Origin of the sequence: Terribacillus sp. AE2B 122, assembly GCF_902497585.1 — a bacterium.
Lineage (GTDB): Bacteria > Bacillota > Bacilli > Bacillales > Amphibacillaceae > Terribacillus > Terribacillus saccharophilus_A.
This window is the reverse complement of sequence record NZ_LR700951.1, coordinates 26,592-48,172: the sequence shown is the minus strand read 5'-3', so window position 1 is coordinate 48,172 and position 21,581 is coordinate 26,592. Positions and strand designations below refer to the sequence as shown.

Below are 21,581 nucleotides of genomic sequence, written 5' to 3'. Positions count from 1 at the left end.
CCTAACAGAAGATAGCGGACGCATGCTAAGATTTAATCAGAAAGACAGCGCTTACAAAAATAAGGGGGTAAACACGATGAAGAAGTTTTTAGCACTTTTATTTATTAGTTTGCTCGTTCTGTCTGCGTGTTCTTCGGGTTCCGGCTCGGAAGCAGATGCAGATACGAACGATATCAAAGTTTGGGCATGGGATCCAAACTTCAATATAAAAGCAGCGGAGCTCGCGAAAACAGCTTATCAAGAAGAAAACAGTGAGCTGAATGTGGAAATTATCGAGTACGCACAGGATGATATCATCCAAAAGCTGAACACAAGTCTCAGCTCTGGGACAACGAAAGGTCTTCCGAACGTCGTTTTGATTGAGGACTATCGTGCACAAAGCTTCTTGCAGTCTTATCCGGATATGTTTTACGCGGTAGACGATGCAATCTCAATCGATGACTTTGCAAAGTACAAACAGCCGCCAACTAGCTTCGAAGGCAAGCAGTATGGAGTTCCTTTCGATTCTGGTGTAGCTGGTTTGTATGTACGAACTGACTACTTGGAAGAAGCAGGCTACAGCATCGATGATCTACAGGATGCTGATTGGGAGAAAGTGATTGAAATTGGTACAGCAGTCAAGGATGCTACAGGCAAGCAAATGATCACGCAGGATCCAAAAGATCTTGGTCTATTGCGTATGATGATCCAGACAAGTGGTGCGTGGTATTTGGAGGAAGATGGTGTAACACCGAATATCGCTAATAATGATGCGCTGAAAGAAGCATTCCGTCTATATAAGGAAATGATCGATGCAGACTTGGTAAAACCGCATGCAGACTGGAGTCAGTATATTGCCACGATTAATAATGGAGACATTTCCATGCTGCCAAGCGGAAACTGGATCACACCTTCCGTTAAAGCGGAAGCATCCCAATCAGGTAAATGGGCCGTAGCACCGTTTCCTAAGCTCCCTGGCATGGAATCAGTAAATGCATCAAACTTGGGCGGTAGCTCCTGGTATGTACTGAACATCCCAGGTAAAGAAAAAGCAGCTGAATTCTTAGGGCAGACATTCGGTGCCGATGGTGATTTCCATCAGCAGTTTGTTGAAGAAGTAGGCGGTGTCGGAACCTATCAGCCTGCAGCAGAAGGAGATGCTTACCAAGCAGAAGATGAATTCTTTGGCGGTCAGAAGATAATGTCTGATTTCGCAGCTTGGACAGAAGAAATTCCACAGGTCAATTACGGTCTTCATACGTATGTGATCGAGGATATCCTTGCGAATGAAATCCAGAAATATTTGCAGGGCGAAGATTTAGATACGGTGATGGAAAACGCACAATCGCTGGCAGAACAGCAAGCGAAGTAATCCAAGTGCCCTGGGATGCCGCGAACACATGCTGCCTCCCGGGGCTTCTTTAGAAAGGAGTCCAAATTTATGAACATCCCTGAAAAACTCGGACCGGAAAAACTTGCAAAAAAACCAGCACCGCGTCCAGCTCGTTCTCTCCGACTAAAAAATACATTGATCGGCTGGTCATTCGTTGCCGTAGCCTCACTGTTAATTGGAATCTTCTATTTCTACCCGATGGTGCAAGCATTGATAATGTCGTTCCAATCTGGAACAGGCGTAAATCTGTCATTCGTCGGATTCGAGAATTATATCCGACTATTCCAGGATCCTGTGTTTCTTACAACGGTAAAGAATACGGTCATCTATTTGATCATTCAAGTACCAGTCATGATTCTACTGGCATTATTCCTCTCTGTTGTGCTGAACAATAAGACACTGAAATGGAAAGGGTTTTTTCGTACCGCCATTTTCTTACCTTGTGTAACGTCTCTTGTTGCTTACTCAGTTGTGTTCAAGTACTTGTTTGCACCAGATGGCATCGTGAATATGACGCTGATGAAAATCAATCTTGTCTCTGAGCCTGTCCAGTGGCTGACCGATCCGTTTTGGGCGAAAATCACTATTATATTGGCAATCACATGGAGATGGACTGGCTACAATATGATCTTTTATCTATCTGCTCTTCAAAACGTGGATCAATCCATTTATGAAGCAGCAAAAATTGATGGAGCTTCCGCTATTCAGCAGTTCTTCAAAATAACCATTCCGATGCTAAAACCAATCATATTATTTACATCCATCACATCGACTATCGGAACCCTGCAATTGTTCGATGAGGTCATGAACATAACAGCCGGCGGACCAGGGAATTCGACTATGACCATTTCCCAATATATTTATAACTTGTCCTTTAAATATACGCCTGACTTTGGTTACGCTGCTACTGTATCTTATGCCATCGTAATCCTGATCGTTATCTTCTCGATCATCCAATTTAAAGCGGGAGGCGAAAAGAAATGAAACTATCCAACAAAGTAATTGGTTATCTGTTCCTTAGCATCTGTGCGATCATTTCTATCTTCCCGTTTTACTGGATGGTTGTCAGCATGACAAACACATCTTCTGACGTAACAAGGGGGAAATTGCTGCCGGGTGGACATTTTATTGAGAACCTTAAGAACCTGCTCCAAACAGTTGATTTGGTACCCGCATTAACGAACTCTGCCATTATTGCAGTTGCTACAACAGTTCTTAGCTTGTTGATTGCGTCTTTGGCGGGGTACGGATTTGAAATTTACCGCAGCAAAGCAAAAGATATCGTATTCAATATCTTGCTGCTGTCCATGATGATTCCATTTGCTGCCTTGATGGTGCCCTTGTTCCGTATGTTCGGTAGCATCACACCGGTATTGCCGTTTATCGGAATTGATACTTTATCGGCGGTTGTTTTGCCGACTATCACCACGGCATTTCTGATTTTCTTCTTCCGACAAAGTACAAAGATGTTTCCAAAAGAAATTTTGGAAGCGGGCCGGATTGATGGATTGAAGGAGATTGGCATCTTTTTCCGAATATATGTACCGACGATGAAGACGACATATGCAGCTGCAGCCATTATTACATTTATGGCTAGCTGGAATAACTACCTCTGGCCACTAGTTGTCTTGCAATCTCCTGAAAACCAAACGATACCATTGCTCATTTCTAATCTTGGTTCCAGCTACTCGCCGGATTACGGCATGATCATGATGGCAATCGTTATTGCTACAATGCCGACAGCGATTATATTCTTCTTTATGCAGAAGCATTTCGTAGCAGGAATGATGGGTTCCGTGAAGTAACAGATAAAGAGGGAGGAAGAGAATATGACAATCAATACAAATGTAACTCCAAGTTTGGATTGGCTTTCGGATACGAGTGTGTTCGCGGTGAATCGTGTGCCTGCTCATTCCGATCATGTGTATTTTGAATCGTTGGAACAGGCTAAGGTAAAGAAGGATATGCCTTGGCGCCAGAGCTTGAATGGGAAATGGAAATTCCATTACGCTCAGAATCCTAGTGCTCGGCCTGCGGATTTCTACAATGCATCATACGACTGCAGCCGTTGGGATTCCATTACGGTCCCAGCTCATATCCAATTGGAGGGCTATGGAACACCGCAATATGTGAACACAATGTATCCATGGGATGGAATTCATGATATCCGGCCGCCTCAAGTGCCGATGGAGGATAATGCTGTCGGCAGCTATGTGAAACAATTTACCGTACCGAAGCATATGGAGAACATGCCACTGTATATCTCGTTCCAAGGTGTGGAGTCTGCATTCTACGTTTGGCTGAATGGTCAATTTGTCGGCTATAGCGAGGATAGTTTTACACCGGCTGCGTTCGACCTGACAGCTTATCTCCAGTCTGGCGAGAACAAATTGGCGGTAGAAGTGTATCAGCGCAGCACAGGCAGCTGGCTAGAAGACCAGGATTTCTGGCGATTTTCTGGTATTTTCCGTGATGTGTATCTTTATACAACACCAGAGCTTCATGTTTTTGATCTGTCTGTACAAGCGAGGTTGGATGATACGTATTCAAATGGATCCCTAAAGGCAGCTATGCTATTCCAGGATACGATCCCTGCGGGTGCGAGGATAACAGGAAGTCTATATGACAAACATGGCAGCTTGGTGCAGGAAGCAGAAGGATTGTTCCAAGACCAGACGGCTGTCGTTGCGTTCAATGTTGAAACACCGCAACTATGGAGTGCGGAAGATCCTAATTTATATTCTCTTTACCTGCAAGTTTTCAATGAGGAAGAACAGCTTGTCGAAGTCATTCCGCAGACCGTCGGCTTCCGCCGTTTCGAGATGATTGACAAAGTAATGTGCTTGAACGGTAAGCGCGTTGTTTTCAAAGGTGTCAATCGACATGAATTCAATGCACGATCAGGAAGGGTCGTTACCGAAGAGGATATGCTGTGGGATATCAAAACGATGAAGCAGCACAATATCAATGCTGTTCGGACTTCTCATTATCCAAACCAGACTAGATGGTATGAGTTATGTGATGAGTATGGTCTATACGTTATTGATGAAATGAACCTGGAATCGCACGGTTCTTGGCAGAAGCTTGGACAGGTGGAGCCTTCCTGGAACGTCCCAGGCAATTTGCCTGAGTGGCAAGATATCGTTATGGACCGTGCTGTATCTATGTTGGAACGGGATAAAAACCACCCATCAATTCTAATCTGGTCCTGCGGTAATGAATCATATGCTGGAGAAGTCATCGTCAATGTGGCGAACTACTTCAGAGAAAAGGATCCGAGCAGGCTTGTACATTATGAGGGTGTGTTCCACGCGCGGGAGTATGACGAAGCAAGTGACATGGAAAGCCGGATGTATGCCAAAGTTGATGACATTATAGAGTATCTGGAAAATGATCCGGAGAAACCATTTATCAGCTGTGAATATTCCCATGCCATGAACAACTCGTTAGGCGGGATGTACAAATATACGAATTTGGAAAATGTCTATCCGATGTACCAAGGCGGTTTTATCTGGGATTACATGGATCAGGCATTACTGAAAAAGAATCGTTACGGGCAGGAATTCTTAGCTTACGGCGGTGACTTCCATGACCGACCGTCGGATTATATTTTCTGTACAAATGGCATTGTCTTTGCCGATCGTAAACTTTCTCCGAAAATGCAGGAAGTGAAATATCTTTATCAGAATATCAAGCTGGATATAGATGATAAGAAAATAGTGTTGCACAATGAAAATCTCTTTGCTGATACAAGTGCTTATGAGTTGGTATTAACAGTGCGAAGAGAAGGGGAAAGCTCTTATGAACAGAGCATTGAACAGAGTGTTCCGGCTGGTCAACAAGCAGAATACGAGATAGATATTCCAGCGAGCGTTCTAGCAGAACCTGGGACATATACAATCGATGCCAGCATGAGACTGCGTGAAGCAGCATTATGGGCAGATGCAGGATACGAGATTGCATTCGGGCAATATGTTTGGGAAAGTAAAACAAAAACCCCTAAAGTTACGGGTAAACTCCGCGTCGTCGAAGGTGATGTGAACATCGGTGTACATGCTGATGACTTCAGCGTTCAGTTCTCTAAAGCTGCTGGCAGTTTGACGTCGCTTCGTTATGACGGAGAGGAACTAATTGAGACACCACCTCATCCGACATTCTGGCGTGCAAGCACGGATAATGATAATGGATATCAGCAGAGCTATACAGCCGGAATCTGGCTGGCAGCCAGTGTAGCAAGGAAGTGTACGGATGTAGCTTTGGATATCGGAACAGAACAAGTGGATGTGACATTCACCTATACTTTTTCAATAGCAGAAAAGCTGCAAGTACAGACTATCTATTCTGTGTTCCCAGATGGCGCTATCCGTGTGAAAGCAGTGTACCAAGGGGCAGAAGGTCTACCAGATCTGCCGACATTTGCCCTCACTTTCCGTACGTCTGCAGCATATAGCAATCTGGACTGGTTTGCACAGGGTCCGGAAGAGAACTATGCAGATAGAAATCACGGAGCGAGGCTCAGCCGCTTTCAGAATACTGTTCAAACGAATGGTACTGCATATGTCCGACCACAGGAATCGGGCACAAGGACGGGAGTTCGCTGGCTTAAGCTTACGAATGAAAAAGGCAGCGGGATAGAACTGGATGCTGATAATATGCCGATTACATGCAATGCATCTCCTCATACAGCATTGGAGATTGAGCAAGCGAACCATGCTTATGAACTTCCGCCGGTACACTATACTGTGCTGACTGTTTCCGGTAAACAGATGGGTGTAGGGGGAGACGATAGCTGGGGAGCTCCGGTACATCCTGAACATACGCTAACCTCTGATGGAGATCACAGCTTCACTTTTACCATCAAAAGAGCATAAAGAAACCCCCTCTGCTCAGGCAGAGGGGGTTTTGTATTATGCGAAGCTTGCTTCTTCATATTGCAGTAATGTTTTCGTCATGACTGGTGCTGGATCTTTGTCTTGTTTCTCTTTACGCATAGCACGGTGCTCTGCGACATGAGACTCACGAGAAATCCATGCTACGAAATCAGCTTTTTTATCCCATTTCGTAACGATAGCATAAGCGACTGTATCACTTTTTTTTGTATCTTTGTTCCAGCATTCGGCTGAATACAAGCCAGCTACATCAGTCAGCTCCTCCATCGTATGCTTTACTTTATTTATAATTTTATCTTGGGCGTCGACTGCACCTTCGAAAATAACTTGATTGACAAACATAGGAATTCCTCCTCATTAAAACTCGTTCTTCTTTAAAGTTACCAGAAAGCAAGGTGACAGTCAATGAGAATGATTATCAGTAATGGGGAGGGCTCTGTTTGCATGGAATTGAGATTATATAGAAGCTGAAGCATTGGCTCAGAAAGCTGATTGACGCGTCAACTGTATGGCCCCATGAAATGAAAAAGGGCTGTCGGATTAACTCGACAGCCCACATTATCAATATACTTTATCACCATTGAAGATGCTATTTTTTACAACAACATAATCAACGTTACGAATTGCTTCTAATTTCGTACCGCCAGCATAAGAGATGGAAGACTGAAGATCCTGTTCCATTTCTGTCAAGGTATCCTGAAGAGATCCTTTGTGCTCAACGAACATTTTCTTGCCTTCGACGTTGCGCTTTTCACCTTTTTGGAATTCAGATGCAGAACCGAAGTATTCTTTGTAAAGCTTGCCGTCTTTTTCAACCGTCTCACCAGGAGATTCCTCATGGCCGGCGAACAAGGAGCCGATCATGACCATAGATGCTCCGAACCGTACTGATTTTGCAATGTCACCGTGTGTACGGATACCGCCATCAGCGATGATTGGTTTGCTTGCTGCTTTCGCACACCAGCGCAGTGCTGCCAGCTGCCAGCCGCCAGTTCCAAAGCCTGTTTTGATTTTTGTAATACAAACTTTACCTGGCCCGATTCCTACTTTTGTTGCGTCCGCACCAGCGTTCTCAAGCTCTCGAACGGCTTCTGGTGTACCGACGTTTCCAGCAATAACAAAGCTCTCAGGCAAATGCTTCTTAATATGTTGAATCATACGGATAACAGCATTGGAATGACCGTGTGCGATATCAATCGTAATAAATTCAGGTATCAAAGCTTTGCTTGCAAGTCCTTCAACGAAAGCATATTCTTCTTCTTTAACGCCGACACTAATGGAGGCAATCAGATTCTGTTCCTGCATCTTTTTGATGAATGCTTCTCTTGTCTCAGGTTCAAATCGATGCATTACATAGAAGTAATTATTTTCAGCCAAATAAGTGGCAATATTTTCGTCAATGATAGTCTGCATATTTGCCGGTACGACTGGCAGACGGAATGTATGGTTTCCAAGTGTAGCAGTCGTATCACATTCTGAACGGCTGTCTACTACGCATTTTGCGGGAATTAATTGAATATCTTCGTAATCAAATACATTTTCCATGTTTATACCCCTCTAAAGACGAATTATTTTTGGTGGTTACTTTTATTTCGTTCGCCCTTTGGTACTATACAATAATTCAGAAAACAAAGCAAAGGTTTTTATTCAAAAAATAAAAATATAAAGAAATGGGGTAGAATAGAAGAGAGGGGTGACAAAGTGAAACTACGTATGAAGATGACATATCGCACACCTAAAGGGACGGAAGCGGAATTCTTATCTGATTATTTGCCACCAGGTGCTGCGCTGTTACTGATGGAAGATATGCAGCAAAGCGGGAGAGTACCTCAAATAGAACTCTTAGATCAATATGAGACAGAATGGACTATAAAAGAATTACGCAGCTATATGAAAGAACTGGAAACGGAGCCGCATAATGTCCGCATGTATGTGGATGGCGGTTTTGATAAAGAAACGGGCAGAGGTGGTCTTGGCTGTGTTATTCATTACGAACAAAATCAGAAGAAGTACCGTTTGCGTCGCAATCAAGAGATGGAACAACTTATCTCAAATAACGAAGCAGAATATGCAGCACTGCATTTTGCTATAGGTGTTTTGTCGGAACTAGGAGTGAAAGCCCAGGATATCGAGGTATATACAGATTCCCGCACCGTCGTCAATCAGATGTCGGATGAGTGGCCTGTTTATGAAAAAGAACTAAAATATTGGGCAGACAAAGTGGACGATGTGGTGAAGAAAATTGGATTAACGGTGCAATATGTCCATGTGGATAGAAAGCAAAACAAGGAAGCGGATCAGCTCGCGAGCCAGGCTTTGAAAAGTATTCAAATAGACAGCACAATACAAAAATAACCGCCCAAGCAAAAGCTTGAGCGGTCATTTTTATTTGGAAGTCTGTTGATCTAGAGCTTCAATCAAACTAGTCTTGGTTGAACCAGATGCTGCTTCCACTAATGTCTGGAAACGTTCTGTCAGCAATTCTTTGTTTTTATACTCCTCAGGATGGTTCTGATTGTAATAGAAACGGAAGATAGCTTCCTCAGAGAAATGCTGTTTTCCGATCTTAATCATGAATCCTACAGGAAGCTTATCATAAGCATATGCTGCTTTTGTCTCGACTAGCGGCGTTTCCGCTACAGCTGTTTCGTTTTCAGTTGCCAGCTGTTGAATTGCCTGCTTGATGAATTTCTTACGAGCACGCTTCTTCTTAGAACGCATGTTCATCTCAGCAAGAACTTTATCCAGACTTTCGGTTTTCGTAAGTACTGTCACGACTAAAAACTCCTCTATTATTGTCTGCAACCTCTATCATATGATATTTTCGCAGATTTTAGAAGTCTAGCAGTAGAATTGTTAACATTCTGACAAGTTCTCAATAATAGTATGTGTCGGAATACGTTGGATCTGATTCAAATAGTGCAACACCGAGAATCATGAAAATCATGAAGACAATGAAATAAATTACGATAACTGCGGCCATTACGATAAATGTGGCAATGGCAAAGTTCCTTCTTGGATTGGCACGATCAGCTGCCCAGATGATCAGCATGATGATGTTGACAATCGGAATACCTGTCAATACTAATGTCCATACCCATTGCATGATTCTCATTTGACCATTGCTTTGATGGTCTCTTTGTTGTGGTTCCATTAAAAAATCGCTCCTGACTAAGGTAAAATAATGTCAGAAATAACTATAATGGATAGTTTCTGTTAATTCAACCAGTGTCAGTAAGTCCTTAAAAGCTGGTTTAGAGCCGTTTTAGGGACTTTTCTCCTGATTTATTGCTCGTTCCAGCCTTTGTTTGGTTTCCAGCATTTCTTGTCGTGACATCGGGTCAAAAAGACCTTCCGCAAGGACTTTATCAATATATTGAATAGCTTTGTCCAATTGGGAATCCATTTTGTCCATACTCCTTCTCCATAGGTTTTCTCTACTACCTTGTATTGTTAACACTTCCAGTATAATGGCACATAATCACATCCTTTATACTAGGTAAATTGCTGCCTGTTTTTCCGGAACTAATATCTTTCTAGAGGTTGTCCGCCAACTCCTCTTTCGATATGCTTAATTTATTTAAAAGATGAGGTGATAAGCATGCTATATGACATCATCATTCTCGGAGCTGGATCAATGGGGATGAGTGCAGGTTACCAGCTGGCAAAGCAAGGTCAGAAAGTATTGATGGTGGACAGCTACCATCCTCCTCATATCCACGGGAGCCACCATGGGGAAACAAGGATTATCCGTCATGCATATGGCGAAGGCGAGGCTTATGTGCCATTTGCTCTCCGATCTAGAGAATTATGGAAGGATTTAGAGCAGGAGCTCGGAAAGGACATATTTTTTGAAACAGGAGTTTTGAATTGCGGTCCGGAATCGAGCCCATTTATACAAAATGTTCTTAAGAGCGGGGAAAGATATGATCTTCACGTGGAAGAACTTAGTTCAGATTTAATGAAAAAACGTTGGTCAGGTTTGACTATACCTGCCGATTATATTGGGGCTTATGAAAAAAATGCTGGTTATTTGCGTACGTATCCAATTTTGGCTGGATACGCAGAGCTCGCTGCTTCATATGGAGCCGTTCTTGCAGGAGGTCAGCGAGTGGAAGAGTTACAAATAAAAGAAGGCAGTATTGAAGTGAAGACTAAGAATGAGATACATAGAGGAAAGAAGCTGATTGTAACAGCTGGAGCATGGGGGGGAGATGTATTGTCGCAGCTCGGGCTGCAGCTGCCGATTACAGTAACTCGGAAAACATTCGCTTGGCTACATGCCGATGCTCCTTTTCAAGAAGACAAATTCCCTTGTTTTAGCTTTGATACGGATATGGGTACTTATTATGGATTTCCGGATATCAGCGGGACAGGATTAAAAATCGGTCGCCATGACACTGGCTTGGCGATACATCCAGATCAGAAGGGACCGGATTTCCATGATGGCGACGCAGAAGAACTGCTGGGCTTCTTAACTCGATTTATGGGTGGCGGTTCATTTCAGCTGAGAGAGGGCAAAACATGCATGTACAGCATCACACCTGACGAAGATTTTATTATTGATTATCATCCGGACTACCCTGAAGTCATGTTCGCACTCGGTTTTTCCGGCCATGGATTCAAATTCGCCAGTGCAGTAGGTGAGGTTCTGAGTGAGATGGCAATGGAGAAAGAACTAACGGTGGATATGGGGCCTTTTCGTTTAAATAGATTCATATAGATATAAGATAGAAGGAGTTATTCTTACTATTATAGGGTCACATTTGTTAAAGAATGGACATAAATCAAAGCAGTGTGCCTTTCTAGCATGTTATAATAAAGGAATATATTTTATTTTTTTGTAAGGAGATGCTGTATCATGCCACCAAGCGTGCGTTTGATTCTGATCTTGGCGGTGGCCTTGCTTACTGTCGGTCTCTTGATATATGGGGCTGTAAAGAGTAAGCAGATGAGGGTGCCTTTCTTGATTTTGGGGTTATTATTAGCATTCATTTATATCGTGTCATTTATCGTATTATTTGTTTTATGACAGAGCATGCACAATTATCGTGCATGCTTTTTTACTTTCTGCAGGAAAGCGTACCAATTAGCGGTGAAAATTTGAAATAATATTGTAATGTTTTGTCACACTTTCGTATAGTATACTATTTCCGGAGATTACTTTATTTTCTATTTCATGACAGATTAATCATACTAGGCGATGAAAAACCAATAAATAGATTCACAGGGGGAAAGGATTTGAAAAAAAAATGGCTGCATATCGGTTTGGCTGCAGTGATCGGAACTGCTGCACTAGTCTTGCCGGTATCTAGTAATGTTGCTTATGCCTATGAAGATTTAGATGAACAAAGAGATGAAGTCGAACGGAAAAAATCGGAGAATGAAGAGCAGCAATCAGAAAAGACAGAGAAGCAGGATGACCTGCAAGCAGCTGCTGAAAAACTCCGTACTGAGTTGGAGAAAATCGATGGCAAAATCGGTGAAACAAATACAAAGCTAGTAGATACAGAGTCTGAAATTTCCAGTTTGGAAACAGATATCGATACATTGAAAAAAGAAATTGCTGACCTGGAGGTTCGGATTGAAGAGCGTCACGGTTTGCTGAAGGATCGGATTCATTCTTTACAGAAAAGCGGCGGTCAGGTGAAATACTTGGATGTTATTATGGAATCCAAGAGTTTTTCAGATTTCCTTAACCGTGTCGATGCGGTAAGCACTATCATGGGAGCCGATCAGGAATTGATGGAAGCCCAGCAGCAGGATCTGAAAGATGTTGAATCTAAGAAATCAGAACGTCAAACAAAGCTTGTTCGTGTGGAGAAACAGGCGGATGTCTTAGAAGAGACAAAGCAAACTTTGACGGACCAGCAAGAAGAGAAGGACAAGCTTATTGCAGATGTAATGAAGGAATATGAGCTGACTTCTGAGGAGCTTGTTAGTCTTAGTGAGGAATCTGCATTGCTTGCAGCCCAGGAAGATGCTATTGCTGCAGAGGTTGCTTACCGTGATAAGCAGAAGGCAGAGGAAGAAGCACGTAAGGAAGAAGAGCGTCAGCGTGCTGAGCAAGCGAAACAGGAAGAAGCTGCTAGAGTAGCAGCGGCTGAGAAAGAAGCGGCTGCCAAAGCGGAACAAGAAAAAGCTTCTGCGTCTGCTGATAGCGAGCCGACAGTAAAACAAGAGCCAAAGAAAGAAATAGCTGAGAAAAAGCAAACAGTTGAAACGGAGTCAACGTCTTCTAAGTCTGCATCATCAGCTAAGCCAAAACAGCAGGCAAATCCTGCACCAAAACAGAAGCAGCAAACAACCAAAGCGCCTGTGTCCAGTGGTGATTTCATCACTCCAGCACCAGGCAGCATTACTTCTGGTTTTGGACCAAGATGGGGTACATTCCATTACGGAATCGATATTGCTAAACGCGGATCAAATGTGCCGATTTGGGCAGCTGCTTCTGGTACGGTGTCACAAGCCTACTATTCTTCTAGCTACGGAAATGTAATCTTTGTGAGCCATTCTATTGATGGAAAAACATACACGACTGTATATGCTCACTTGACGTCTATGCAAGTAAGTGCAGGTCAACGTGTGTCCCAAGGACAGCAGATCGGAACAATGGGGAATACAGGCATGTCTCAAGGACAGCATCTACACTTCGAGTTGCATACAGGTACATGGAATGGCAGTAAATCAAATGCAGTGAACCCAATACCATATTTGAACTAAAAAGAAACTCCAACACTCCTAAAGGGTGTTGGAGTTTCTTTTAGTTTAGTGTAAAGTGGGAGGAATAAATGGTAAAAGGAGGGATCTGATGCACGAAGCAGCACTTAATAGACTAGTAGATATTCTTGCAAATCAAAAGGAAGTTAAAGCAGTATTTGTGAAGGGATCTTTTGGGAGAGGGGAACAGGACGCATATTCTGATATAGATTTATATTGTCTCGTAGAAGAGTATGATTTGGATAACTTCATGAAAAAAAGATTGGCCTTGCTGTCCAAATACAAAGATGTTCTTTATAACGAAGATATATTTATTATCGCGCCACAGTTAATTGTTGTTTATGATGACTTCCTTCATGTGGATTTGTTCACCGTAACGGAAAAGACGTTCAAACAAAGCGATCATTTTAGAGTTCTTTATGATCCAGATCACTTGCTGGATCAATTCAAAGGAACACAAAAACTTACGATGTCAGATGAAGAATACGGAAACCAGGTAATAGATCTGATATGGTTCCTATTCCAGTATCGGAAAGCTGCTCTGAGAGAAAATGGTACATGGGCAGCAGCCATGCTTCAGCAAGTTACTGATCCGCTGTCCAGGATGCTTTTGCATCATTATGCGCCTGATCGTGCACAACTTGGTCTTAAACGAGCAGAGCAGCTGCTGCCTTCCTCTATATTCAGCGAGTTTAAAATAATCCTGGAAAATGTCACTCCAGCAAATCATCAGAAAGCGGCAGCAGCTATCCTTCAGCTGCTCGCAAAAGAACAATCCTTTATAAAAAATCATTTAAAAGGAAAAGAAAGGCAGATAATTGATCCTCTTTTTCAAAAAATAGTTACAGAAGGATTTAGTGTAAATACATAAAAGAAAAAGCCATATCCACTTAGGATATGGCTTTTAATCTATACTAGCTTGAACCGACCACCGGACATCGCTATTTGTCTGTGAATTAAGCTTCAGCATCAGATCTTTTGCGTCCGTTTCACTGCGGAACAGCATTTCTGAAGTTGAACTGGAATGTTTTAGGTAGGTTTTCGTTCCGTTCGCTTCTCGGACAATTTTGTAGAGCATCGAACCCACTTCCTAACCTAGCATATTTATGTTTCTAAATATATTGTCTCATAGGAAATAGTGAAAGTATATGAATTAAATAGAATATACCGTTAAAATTTTGTGGCAATTTAGTATAATCTGCATTTTATTAGCTGACATCTAAGGGGAATTAGGTAAAAAGTAGTTGCTTTAAGGACTCGTTAAAATGAATTTCATTTTTATAACCTAACTTCAATTTGTGTATAAATTGTAAATTATTTACGTTTAACTTAGCGATGTACTCGATAAACGTTGTTCTGATAGAGATTAAGCCTTCCGAAACAATTTTCTATCTTTTACAACAATTAAACATATCTTCACAATACTTTAAACACTAGCTTCACAATCAGCTTGTACAGTTAACAATATAGGCACAAATGAAAGGAGTAATGCTGTGAAAGATATTTATTTTTCGTTAATGCTTTCCTGGAATGAACCTTTTAAAAAGGTTGTGCATGATACAGCTGACAGTTATTTGGTTGGCTATGGGGAAGTAAAGGAGGGAGTCACATGAAAATAATGGTTACCAATGACGATGGTATTTTCTCTCCTGGTGTAGAGGCAATGGTTGAGACACTGCAGCATTTTGGTGAGGTGTATGTTGTTTGTCCGGATCAGGAGTTTAACACTGTCAGTCAATCTATTACCTTGCGTCAGCCTGTTCGAGTCAAAGAGATGTACCATTTTCCAGGAGTTGCTGGCGCCTGGAGCCTGAACGGGACACCAGCTGATTGTGTGAAGCTTGGTGTGGAAGTGCTGCTGCCTGAAAAACCGGATTTCCTTTTTTCGGGGATTAATATCGGTCCTAATTTAGGGCGCGACATCTATTATTCAGGCACGATGGCAGCAGCGATTGAAGCTTCCCTCTATGATATACCGTCCGCTTCTGTCAGCTTGAACAGTAGTTCGCCTCGTCTTGTAAACTATTCTAAGGTCAAGACACTGTTTTATCAGGTTGCCGAAGTACTGCTTCAGCATAGATCGAAATCCGTCGGTTTACTGAATGTCAATCTGCCAAATATTGATAAGCGGGAATTCAAAGGGATACAAGTTATCCCTATGGACATGAGTGTATCGAGGTATCGCTTTGTTGGCCTGCATGATCCACATGGAGAAGTATATTATTGGCTGAAGGATCAGCTGCTAGAGCTTACGGATTTCCATCCGGCAAGCGATTATCTTTTGCTGAAAGAAGGATACATAACCGTCTCACCAATTGAATTGCGTACGCACTATAAACGAAAACAAGAGCAAGTAGAACGCTGGTTCAAATCTATGGAGACAAATACATCAGAGTAAAGGGAGAGATTGGGATGAAAAGAAAATGGATGGCAGGTATCGTAGGTACTGCATTGTTTGCACTTACAGCATGCGGACAAGAGGACACTGAAACCAGTGCAAGTGCTTCAGACGGAGAAATCGCCGGTACGCTCAGCTTCTATACATCCCAGCCGGATGCTGATGCTCAGAAATTGGTAGAGGGCTTTGAAAAGCGCTACCCGGAAGTGGAAGTGGAAACCTACCGTTCCGGTACTGAAGAAGTAATATCCAAGCTAAATGCGGAGAAAATGGCGGGTGATGTGCAAGCAGACGTCCTGCTCGTGGCGGACAGTGTTACATTTGAGGATCTGAAAGAACAGGATATGCTGCAGGCCTATGAGTCGGGGGAATTGGATGCCGTCCCGGATGAATTTCAAGATACGGATCATTATTATACAGGTACGAAAATCATGGCGACAGGAATCGTTGCCAATAGCGATTCAGGTGATGTACCAACTAGTTGGAGTACATTGACAGAAGCTGATGCAAAGGCTCAGACAGTCATGCCTAGTCCGCTGTACTCTGGTGCTGCAGCATATAATCTTGGGGTATTGACCAGACAAGATGATTTTGGGTGGGAATTCTATGAAAAGCTCAAGAATCAGGAAACTGCAGTCGTAAAAGGAAATGGTGATGTACTGAAATCTGTTGCTTCAGGTGACAAGCAGTATGGTGTAATTGTCGACTATCTTGCTGCCAGGGCAAAAGCGGATGGGTCTCCAGTTGAACTCGTTTATCCAGAGGAAGGTGTACCAGTCATCACTGAGCCGATAGGCATCACGAAGGATACCGATAATACGGCAGCTGCAGAAGCATTCGTAGATTATGTTTTATCTGACGAGGGACAAAAGCTTGCAGCAGAGCTGGGATATACTCCAATCCGAGATGGAATAGATGCGCCAGAAGGGCTTAAGACATACGATGAGATGAAGGTATTACAGGCCGATACAGAAGCATTGTATACATCTCGTAATAAAGACAAACAGCAGTTCGAGGACTTGTTCGGTAAATAAACAAAAGGAGGGCAACCCATGCAACTAACCATGAAATCAAGGCAGCTGAATAAAGGCAGACATACCGCCCTCCGTAAGCTTCCTATTTTAATCGGGATGCTGATCCTTTTCTTCTTTTTCTTATTGCCGATTGTCAGACTGATAGTAATGAGTTTCACCTCTGGAGAGAACATCTCTTTTGGCGCTTATTCAGAGGTGCTCATGGAGTCTGTTACGTGGAAAACACTTTGGAATACAATTTATATCGTCCTCGGCAGTACTGTCTTGTCCATGATTCTTGGCATAACGATGGCTGCCATTATGGCTTACACGGATGTTCGCGGTAAGGCTGTAATGCAGCTGTTCATTTATTTGCCTTTTATCATCCCGTCGTATATTACGACACTCGCTTGGGTGCAGTTCTTCAGCAGTTCAGGGCCGCTGGGAGGGTTGCCTGATTGGCTCATTCCTAATTTATATAGTGTTGGCGGTATTATATTCGTACTCGGTATCTCGCATTACCCGCTTGTTTATTTGATGTCAGTACAAGTATTCCGCAGGATTCCTCGTGATGCAGAACTTGCTGCTTTTGTTTCGGGAGCATCACGGTTCACCTGCTGGAGAAAAGTTATTCTGCCGATGGCTTTGCCGGGTATATGCAGCGGTGGTCTGCTTGCGTTCTTATCCAATCTGGATAATTTCGGTGTGCCAGCTTTTCTAGGGATACCGGCAAATATCCGTGTATTGAGTACATACATCTACGAACAAGTTATTGGATATGGGCCGAGTGCTTTCAGTCGGGCAGCAGTTCTTTCTGTATTGCTTGGTATCGTTGCTATAGCCGCTACGCTGATACAAGTATGGCTTTTAAGAAGAAGCAAGGTTACAGAAACGACTGTCCCAGATAATGAGCCACGCATCCAACTGCCATCAAGCAAGCGGAGAATTCTGCAGACAGTTCTTTGGATTTTTCTGCTTGGTACAAGTCTTGTGCCTTTCTTGGCAATGGGTACAGTCAGTCTCGTTCAAGCATATGGCATCGATTTAACATGGGAGAATTTTTCCCTTGAAAATTATCGCTATCTATTATTTGAGGATGAAAAAGTGATTAGATCCTTAAGTAACAGCCTATTACTAGGGCTTATCACTGCGATTGTATGTCTTATATTCGGCACTTTATTTGCTTATTACTGTTCTCATAAGCAAGGAAAATTGCCGAAGGTATTGGAAGCGATAATTACAATGCCTTACGCACTTCCGGGAACAGTACTGGCTCTTTGCATCATTTTGATGTGGATGCAGCCATTACCGGGCTGGTATCCAGGTGTATACGGCACACCAGCTATTCTTTTAATTGCTTATATCACGCGGTTCTTTGTTCTGCAATTTCGGGGCAGTTATACTGCTTTCTCGCAGCTGGACGTTCGAATGGAGGAGGCTGCACGGACAAATGGTGCTAATCTGTTTACGAGATGGAGACAAATTCTCCTGCCGCTTATTCTGCCGGGAGTTCTAAGTGGTGCGTTACTTGTTTTTCTAACTTCGCTGACAGAGTTGACTGTCTCCAGCATGCTTTGGTCCAGCGGTGCTGAGACAGTCGGTGTAATCATTTTCAGTTTCGAACAAGCTGGTTACAGCACATACTCGACAGCTTTCTCATCACTAATTGTCCTGGCAATTCTTCTCGGAGGCATTGCATATCTCATTGTGCAGCGTAAATGGAGACGAAGGGGGAGAAAAGCATGATCACACTGCAGGGATTGAAAAAACATTATGGGAAAACTGCTGCATTGAGTCAGGTAGATTTAACGATCCAAGAAGGGGAATTCCTTGCTATTCTTGGTCCGTCTGGCTGCGGAAAAACAACATTGCTGCGTTTGATGGCTGGTTTCATGAAGCCTACGGCTGGAACAATACGATTTGGTGATACGGAAGTAGCCAATTCTAAACATAGCAACAAGCCGGAAAATCGAAATATAGGCATGGTTTTTCAATCTTTCGCCCTTTGGCCTCACATGACGGTAGAGGAACATATCCTCTTTGCATTGAAAAATCATCGTTTTTCACAAAAACGAACGGCTGAAGAACAAGCAGCAAGAGTAACGGAGGTGCTACAGCTTGTCGGAATGGAACCTTTCCGGAAGAGGTATCCCGCAGCACTATCAGGCGGGCAGCAGCAGCGTGTTGCATTAGCTAGGGCAATAGCTCCTGAACCGGATATTCTGCTCATGGATGAACCTCTAAGTGCTTTAGATGCAGAATTACGTATCAGTATGCGAAAGGAAATCAAGCAGATCCACAAGAAGCTGGGTGCTACTATCATTTATGTCACACATGATCAAGGAGAGGCGCTGGCAATGGCTGATCGAGTGCTGGTCATGCAGCATGGTCAGATTGAACAAGCAGATACTCCAGAAACAATCTATCAGAGTCCGGAAACCCCTTTTGTGGCGACATTTGTCGGGAAGGCAAATTTAGTAGAAGGCACGTGGAATGGCAGTCATTTTACTCCTGCAGGCACTCAGTTAAGCTGGCTGGATAATGGTGTGTCAGAACAGCTGAAACAAAAGCAGCTCTTCCCTGTAAGACCGGAGGAATGGCAGCTGTTACCGGCAGAGGCTGATGGGTTGAAAGGAGAAGTCATCATAAGCCAGTTCCAGGGGACAGAAAGGCATTATGTGATTCGGACGGACGGCCATGATTATCAAGTGTCTCTTCCAATTGCTGCTCCAGCATGGCATGAAGGGGAGTTAGTAAGATTGCAGGTAAGGAGAAGAAAGACACAATATGCAACTGAAGAAGTACTTTTAGAGCTAAGGTAATAGTGAAACTGGACTCCCGCGTAAAGGGAGTCTTTTTTTCTTGAAGGAAAATGGACTTAAAGACAGAAATAATGGATGGAGGTGATGCGGTTGAAACGGGATATGTCTCTTATAAGAAGTCTCTTATTGGATATTGAAGCAGAATTCACAGAAGGAGGTTTCGCGCTGGAAGTAACGGAGGAAGATGAGTATTCCGAGGAAGAAATGAATTATCACCTGCAGCTGATGAAAGAAGCAAAGTTAATCAAGCTGGACATTGTTCTGGATGAGGAAGAGGAAGAAGAGGAACTGCTCATTTATGGCCTGACATGGGAAGGACATGAACTGCTGGACAGTATCAGGGAAGAAGAAGTATGGCAGCAGTTACTCGTAAAACTGAAGAGGGAGAAAGGCAGTATGCCGTTTTCTGTATTACGTAAACAGGCAGCGAAAGCAGCAGAAGCATTTTATTCCTCTGAATAATTTACTCAAACAAGTGGGAGCCAAAGATAAAGTGAAAGCTAGCAGCTCTTCTGGCACAACGTTGAATTTGTAATAGCTATCATTGCAACAAGGCTGGCAAATAAAAAAACAGTCTTTATAAGAAATTTTTGTAAAAAAGAAGTTTTAAAGTGCAGCCAACTTGGCAAAACAGAAGTATCAAGAATATGGGAGGGTTGGGTATGCTCTGCATCTTTTCCGCTGCAAGGGACAAGTTCCGGGAAGACTACCAAAAACAGCAGCAGACGGCTAAGCAAGGCGCTAAGACTGATACTGTCGCTAAGAAATAAGAAAGAACTGCGCACTTATAAAAAGCGGATGCTAAGTAAAGACTATTGGTAAAAAGCAAAAGAGGTGCAGGCAGGTGCGCAGTCGGTCTACCTTTATCAAAGGGTTCATGCTAGGTATTGTTATTGCTCTGGCAGTATGGTTCGTCGTGACTTATATAGCTTCCAAATTTATCTGATTTAGAAAAACACAGCTTTTAAAGCTGTGTTTTCTTTTGCTTGTGGGCGTTGTTTTCATATTCTGTTTCCGGATGACCGTAATCACCATTCATTACTTGCTCATCTTGATCCAAACCAATCGCTTCTGCTGATTCATCACGCTGATTCGATTTATTCTGTTTCTGCTGCATCTATCCCACCTCCTGCCGATAGTGTGGCACTCCTGGCGGTAATTATGTAAGGACAGTCAAGCTGTCCCTCTATTTCAACGCTGTGGAGCGGAATAGTAATAGTTGTTGTAAGGATAAGGTGTCGGATATGGATAAGGAACAGGATAAGGCACCGGGTAAGGAGCGTTATATCCATATTTATAACCATAACCTGGTCCGCTTATTAAAGCACTGCCAAGAAGGCCTCCGGCAAGCCCGCCGATGAATGGTATAAAAGCGAAACCGAAGCGCTGATCCTCTTGATTCGTTCTATAGTCTGTCGTATACGTTGTTTGTCCATATGGATGTGAATAGTGTGTATAGCTCATAAACATTCCTCCTGTCCCTTTACTGTATGCACAGCAGTCTAGGGAAGGGTGGGCAAGTATCCTGGCGAAAGAGAAAAGATTTCCAAGCTAGAAACTCATTGGCAGGACTAGTTTGCAGACAGGAACATACACTAGTAGAGACATCTTCATGTTTGTTAAACAAGGTGACTGGGTAATAAGCGTTATGGACTGATTATGAACATACATAACGAAGAAAAGGACTTGATTATGCAGAAACTTCTTACGCTTTTTTTATTGACTTTCTTTTTTGTCAGTAACCTATGTCTGGTTTTATACCTGCCAATAAAGGATCTGAAACAGAATGTCTATCCTGCAAGAGTTTATGCGGATGAAAGAACCCAGCCTATGTTATCAGATAAGGATACACATTCCGTAAACGGACCAGCCGCTATAGTTTTAACCGATAGAGATGACCAAACAATAGAGTTGGCAGAAACAACGATTGAACAAAAACAATATACAACAAAAGAAATAGAGCTGCTCCAAAGATTGGTACAAGCTGAGACGAGCGGAGAAGACTATCTAGGCAAGGTGGCAGTGGCTACTGTTGTACTTAACCGTATCGAAAGTGATGAGTTCCCTGATTCTATCCATGATGTAATCATGCAGAAGGGCCAGTTTCAGCCAGTAGGCTCAGGTGTCATCTGGAAAAGTGAACCAACAGATGAAACGGTACAAGCAGTGGCGGACGCATTGGTTCAAAAAGACGATATGCAGAATATCGTATGGTTTATGAATCCGGAAACAGCTACTACAAACTGGATAGCGGAAACACAAGAGCAAGTGGAGCAGATTGGCAATCATGTATTTTACCGTTAATAGGGACAAATAGATTAATTAATACTGATAAATTTAATCGTGATTTTAACTGTGCGTGACCTA

Annotated in this window: 23 protein-coding genes; 15 read left to right on the top strand and 8 right to left on the bottom strand. The window is 42.9% G+C overall.

All coding sequences use genetic code 11. The features are described from left to right. Positions 1-76: 76 nt before the first annotated feature. The 4 genes from AE2B122_RS17745 to AE2B122_RS17730 all read left to right on the top strand — a co-directional run bounded on the left by AE2B122_RS17745 (position 77) and on the right by AE2B122_RS17730 (position 6,243). Positions 77-1,351: an ABC transporter substrate-binding protein gene (locus tag AE2B122_RS17745; protein WP_175074927.1), complete on the top strand. Its 1,275-nt coding sequence runs from the start codon at positions 77-79 to the stop codon at positions 1,349-1,351. A gap of 69 nt (positions 1,352-1,420) precedes the next feature. Continuing rightward, positions 1,421-2,356 carry a carbohydrate ABC transporter permease gene (locus AE2B122_RS17740; RefSeq protein WP_095217372.1) on the top strand — a complete coding sequence of 312 codons (936 nt, stop codon included), beginning with the start codon at positions 1,421-1,423 and terminating at the stop codon, positions 2,354-2,356. Further along, entirely contained in the window at positions 2,353-3,177 is an 825-nt protein-coding gene (locus AE2B122_RS17735; RefSeq protein ID WP_095217373.1) for a carbohydrate ABC transporter permease, read from the top strand. Before AE2B122_RS17740 ends, AE2B122_RS17735 begins: the two co-directional genes overlap by 4 nt. A 24-nt stretch (positions 3,178-3,201) precedes the next feature. Next, positions 3,202-6,243 (top strand): glycoside hydrolase family 2 TIM barrel-domain containing protein, encoded by a 3,042-nt coding sequence (locus AE2B122_RS17730; RefSeq protein WP_175074926.1) that lies wholly within the window; start codon positions 3,202-3,204, stop codon positions 6,241-6,243. Between the two features lie 36 nt (positions 6,244-6,279). Here AE2B122_RS17730 and AE2B122_RS17725 read toward each other — a convergent pair whose 3' ends face one another. Further along, positions 6,280-6,603, bottom strand: coding sequence for an antibiotic biosynthesis monooxygenase (locus AE2B122_RS17725; protein ID WP_095217375.1), 324 nt, complete (start codon positions 6,601-6,603; stop codon positions 6,280-6,282). 219 nt (positions 6,604-6,822) lie between these two features. Continuing rightward, on the bottom strand, positions 6,823-7,806 hold the full coding sequence (gene guaC / locus AE2B122_RS17720) for a GMP reductase (RefSeq protein WP_095217376.1): 984 nt from the start codon (positions 7,804-7,806) through the stop codon (positions 6,823-6,825). A 156-nt stretch (positions 7,807-7,962) separates the two neighbouring features. Between guaC and AE2B122_RS17715 the strand changes: the two genes are divergently transcribed. Beyond that, complete coding sequence (locus AE2B122_RS17715) at positions 7,963-8,616, top strand: reverse transcriptase-like protein (RefSeq protein WP_095217377.1); 654 nt, start codon at positions 7,963-7,965, stop codon at positions 8,614-8,616. A 30-nt stretch (positions 8,617-8,646) separates the two neighbouring features. Here the strand turns inward: AE2B122_RS17715 and AE2B122_RS17710 are convergent, their stop codons facing one another. The 3 genes from AE2B122_RS17710 to AE2B122_RS17700 form a co-directional block, all read right to left on the bottom strand. After that, a complete protein-coding gene (locus AE2B122_RS17710; RefSeq protein WP_095217378.1) occupies positions 8,647-9,036 on the bottom strand; it encodes a hypothetical protein in 390 nt (129 codons plus the stop codon). A gap of 100 nt (positions 9,037-9,136) precedes the next feature. Next, complete coding sequence (locus AE2B122_RS17705; protein WP_095217379.1) at positions 9,137-9,415, bottom strand: hypothetical protein; 279 nt, start codon at positions 9,413-9,415, stop codon at positions 9,137-9,139. A 111-nt stretch (positions 9,416-9,526) separates the two neighbouring features. Then, positions 9,527-9,676, bottom strand: coding sequence for a hypothetical protein (locus AE2B122_RS17700; protein ID WP_175074925.1), 150 nt, complete (start codon positions 9,674-9,676; stop codon positions 9,527-9,529). Between the two features lie 186 nt (positions 9,677-9,862). Between AE2B122_RS17700 and solA the strand changes: the two genes are divergently transcribed. The 4 genes from solA (at position 9,863) to AE2B122_RS17680 (ending at position 13,852) form a co-directional block, all read left to right on the top strand. Next, positions 9,863-10,984 carry an N-methyl-L-tryptophan oxidase gene (gene solA / locus AE2B122_RS17695; RefSeq protein ID WP_175074924.1) on the top strand — a complete coding sequence of 374 codons (1,122 nt, stop codon included), beginning with the start codon at positions 9,863-9,865 and terminating at the stop codon, positions 10,982-10,984. Positions 10,985-11,122: 138 nt separating this feature from the next. Then, positions 11,123-11,293, top strand: a complete 171-nt coding sequence (locus AE2B122_RS17690; protein WP_175074923.1) for a hypothetical protein — start codon at positions 11,123-11,125, stop codon at positions 11,291-11,293. 209 nt (positions 11,294-11,502) lie between these two features. Next, positions 11,503-12,984, top strand: a complete 1,482-nt coding sequence (locus tag AE2B122_RS17685; protein WP_175074922.1) for a murein hydrolase activator EnvC — start codon at positions 11,503-11,505, stop codon at positions 12,982-12,984. 88 nt (positions 12,985-13,072) lie between these two features. Then, complete coding sequence (locus tag AE2B122_RS17680; protein WP_175074921.1) at positions 13,073-13,852, top strand: nucleotidyltransferase domain-containing protein; 780 nt, start codon at positions 13,073-13,075, stop codon at positions 13,850-13,852. Between the two features lie 33 nt (positions 13,853-13,885). Here AE2B122_RS17680 and AE2B122_RS17675 read toward each other — a convergent pair whose 3' ends face one another. Further along, complete coding sequence (locus AE2B122_RS17675; protein ID WP_175074920.1) at positions 13,886-14,059, bottom strand: hypothetical protein; 174 nt, start codon at positions 14,057-14,059, stop codon at positions 13,886-13,888. 531 nt (positions 14,060-14,590) lie between these two features. Here AE2B122_RS17675 and surE point away from each other — a divergent pair. The 5 genes from surE to AE2B122_RS17650 all read left to right on the top strand — a co-directional run bounded on the left by surE (position 14,591) and on the right by AE2B122_RS17650 (position 19,676). Then, the gene (surE, locus tag AE2B122_RS17670; RefSeq protein ID WP_095217382.1) at positions 14,591-15,379 is read left to right on the top strand and encodes a 5'/3'-nucleotidase SurE; all 789 of its coding nucleotides are present in this window, start codon (positions 14,591-14,593) and stop codon (positions 15,377-15,379) included. A 14-nt stretch (positions 15,380-15,393) separates the two neighbouring features. Continuing rightward, complete coding sequence (locus tag AE2B122_RS17665; protein WP_175074919.1) at positions 15,394-16,413, top strand: ABC transporter substrate-binding protein; 1,020 nt, start codon at positions 15,394-15,396, stop codon at positions 16,411-16,413. An 18-nt stretch (positions 16,414-16,431) separates the two neighbouring features. Beyond that, positions 16,432-18,138 (top strand): iron ABC transporter permease, encoded by a 1,707-nt coding sequence (locus AE2B122_RS17660; RefSeq protein ID WP_175074918.1) that lies wholly within the window; start codon positions 16,432-16,434, stop codon positions 18,136-18,138. Then, positions 18,135-19,214 carry an ABC transporter ATP-binding protein gene (locus tag AE2B122_RS17655; protein ID WP_175074917.1) on the top strand — a complete coding sequence of 360 codons (1,080 nt, stop codon included), beginning with the start codon at positions 18,135-18,137 and terminating at the stop codon, positions 19,212-19,214. Before AE2B122_RS17660 ends, AE2B122_RS17655 begins: the two co-directional genes overlap by 4 nt. Before the next feature lie 90 nt (positions 19,215-19,304). Next, on the top strand, positions 19,305-19,676 hold the full coding sequence (locus AE2B122_RS17650) for a DUF2513 domain-containing protein (protein ID WP_175074916.1): 372 nt from the start codon (positions 19,305-19,307) through the stop codon (positions 19,674-19,676). A gap of 502 nt (positions 19,677-20,178) precedes the next feature. Here AE2B122_RS17650 and AE2B122_RS17645 read toward each other — a convergent pair. Both AE2B122_RS17645 and AE2B122_RS17640 read right to left on the bottom strand, forming a co-directional pair. Further along, positions 20,179-20,331, bottom strand: coding sequence for a DUF4021 domain-containing protein (locus AE2B122_RS17645; RefSeq protein ID WP_141230034.1), 153 nt, complete (start codon positions 20,329-20,331; stop codon positions 20,179-20,181). Positions 20,332-20,405: 74 nt separating this feature from the next. Beyond that, positions 20,406-20,678: a hypothetical protein gene (locus tag AE2B122_RS17640; protein ID WP_175074915.1), complete on the bottom strand. Its 273-nt coding sequence runs from the start codon at positions 20,676-20,678 to the stop codon at positions 20,406-20,408. 366 nt (positions 20,679-21,044) lie between these two features. Between AE2B122_RS17640 and AE2B122_RS17635 the strand changes: the two genes are divergently transcribed. Then, entirely contained in the window at positions 21,045-21,518 is a 474-nt protein-coding gene (locus AE2B122_RS17635) for a cell wall hydrolase (protein WP_175074914.1), read from the top strand. The last annotated feature ends 63 nt before the right edge of the window (positions 21,519-21,581 follow it).

Coding starts and splice junctions, on each gene's coding strand:
- AE2B122_RS17745 (WP_175074927.1), top strand. CDS start 77: ATGAAGAAGTTTTTAGCACTTTTATTTATTAGTTTGCTCGTTCTGTCT.
- AE2B122_RS17740 (WP_095217372.1), top strand. CDS start 1,421: ATGAACATCCCTGAAAAACTCGGACCGGAAAAACTTGCAAAAAAACCA.
- AE2B122_RS17735 (WP_095217373.1), top strand. CDS start 2,353: ATGAAACTATCCAACAAAGTAATTGGTTATCTGTTCCTTAGCATCTGT.
- AE2B122_RS17730 (WP_175074926.1), top strand. CDS start 3,202: ATGACAATCAATACAAATGTAACTCCAAGTTTGGATTGGCTTTCGGAT.
- AE2B122_RS17725 (WP_095217375.1), bottom strand. CDS start 6,603: ATGTTTGTCAATCAAGTTATTTTCGAAGGTGCAGTCGACGCCCAAGAT.
- guaC (WP_095217376.1), bottom strand. CDS start 7,806: ATGGAAAATGTATTTGATTACGAAGATATTCAATTAATTCCCGCAAAA.
- AE2B122_RS17705 (WP_095217379.1), bottom strand. CDS start 9,415: ATGGAACCACAACAAAGAGACCATCAAAGCAATGGTCAAATGAGAATC.
- AE2B122_RS17700 (WP_175074925.1), bottom strand. CDS start 9,676: ATGGACAAAATGGATTCCCAATTGGACAAAGCTATTCAATATATTGAT.
- solA (WP_175074924.1), top strand. CDS start 9,863: ATGCTATATGACATCATCATTCTCGGAGCTGGATCAATGGGGATGAGT.
- AE2B122_RS17690 (WP_175074923.1), top strand. CDS start 11,123: ATGCCACCAAGCGTGCGTTTGATTCTGATCTTGGCGGTGGCCTTGCTT.
- AE2B122_RS17680 (WP_175074921.1), top strand. CDS start 13,073: ATGCACGAAGCAGCACTTAATAGACTAGTAGATATTCTTGCAAATCAA.
- AE2B122_RS17675 (WP_175074920.1), bottom strand. CDS start 14,059: ATGCTCTACAAAATTGTCCGAGAAGCGAACGGAACGAAAACCTACCTA.
- surE (WP_095217382.1), top strand. CDS start 14,591: ATGAAAATAATGGTTACCAATGACGATGGTATTTTCTCTCCTGGTGTA.
- AE2B122_RS17665 (WP_175074919.1), top strand. CDS start 15,394: ATGAAAAGAAAATGGATGGCAGGTATCGTAGGTACTGCATTGTTTGCA.
- AE2B122_RS17660 (WP_175074918.1), top strand. CDS start 16,432: ATGCAACTAACCATGAAATCAAGGCAGCTGAATAAAGGCAGACATACC.
- AE2B122_RS17655 (WP_175074917.1), top strand. CDS start 18,135: ATGATCACACTGCAGGGATTGAAAAAACATTATGGGAAAACTGCTGCA.
- AE2B122_RS17645 (WP_141230034.1), bottom strand. CDS start 20,331: ATGCAGCAGAAACAGAATAAATCGAATCAGCGTGATGAATCAGCAGAA.
- AE2B122_RS17640 (WP_175074915.1), bottom strand. CDS start 20,678: ATGAGCTATACACACTATTCACATCCATATGGACAAACAACGTATACG.
- AE2B122_RS17635 (WP_175074914.1), top strand. CDS start 21,045: ATGTTATCAGATAAGGATACACATTCCGTAAACGGACCAGCCGCTATA.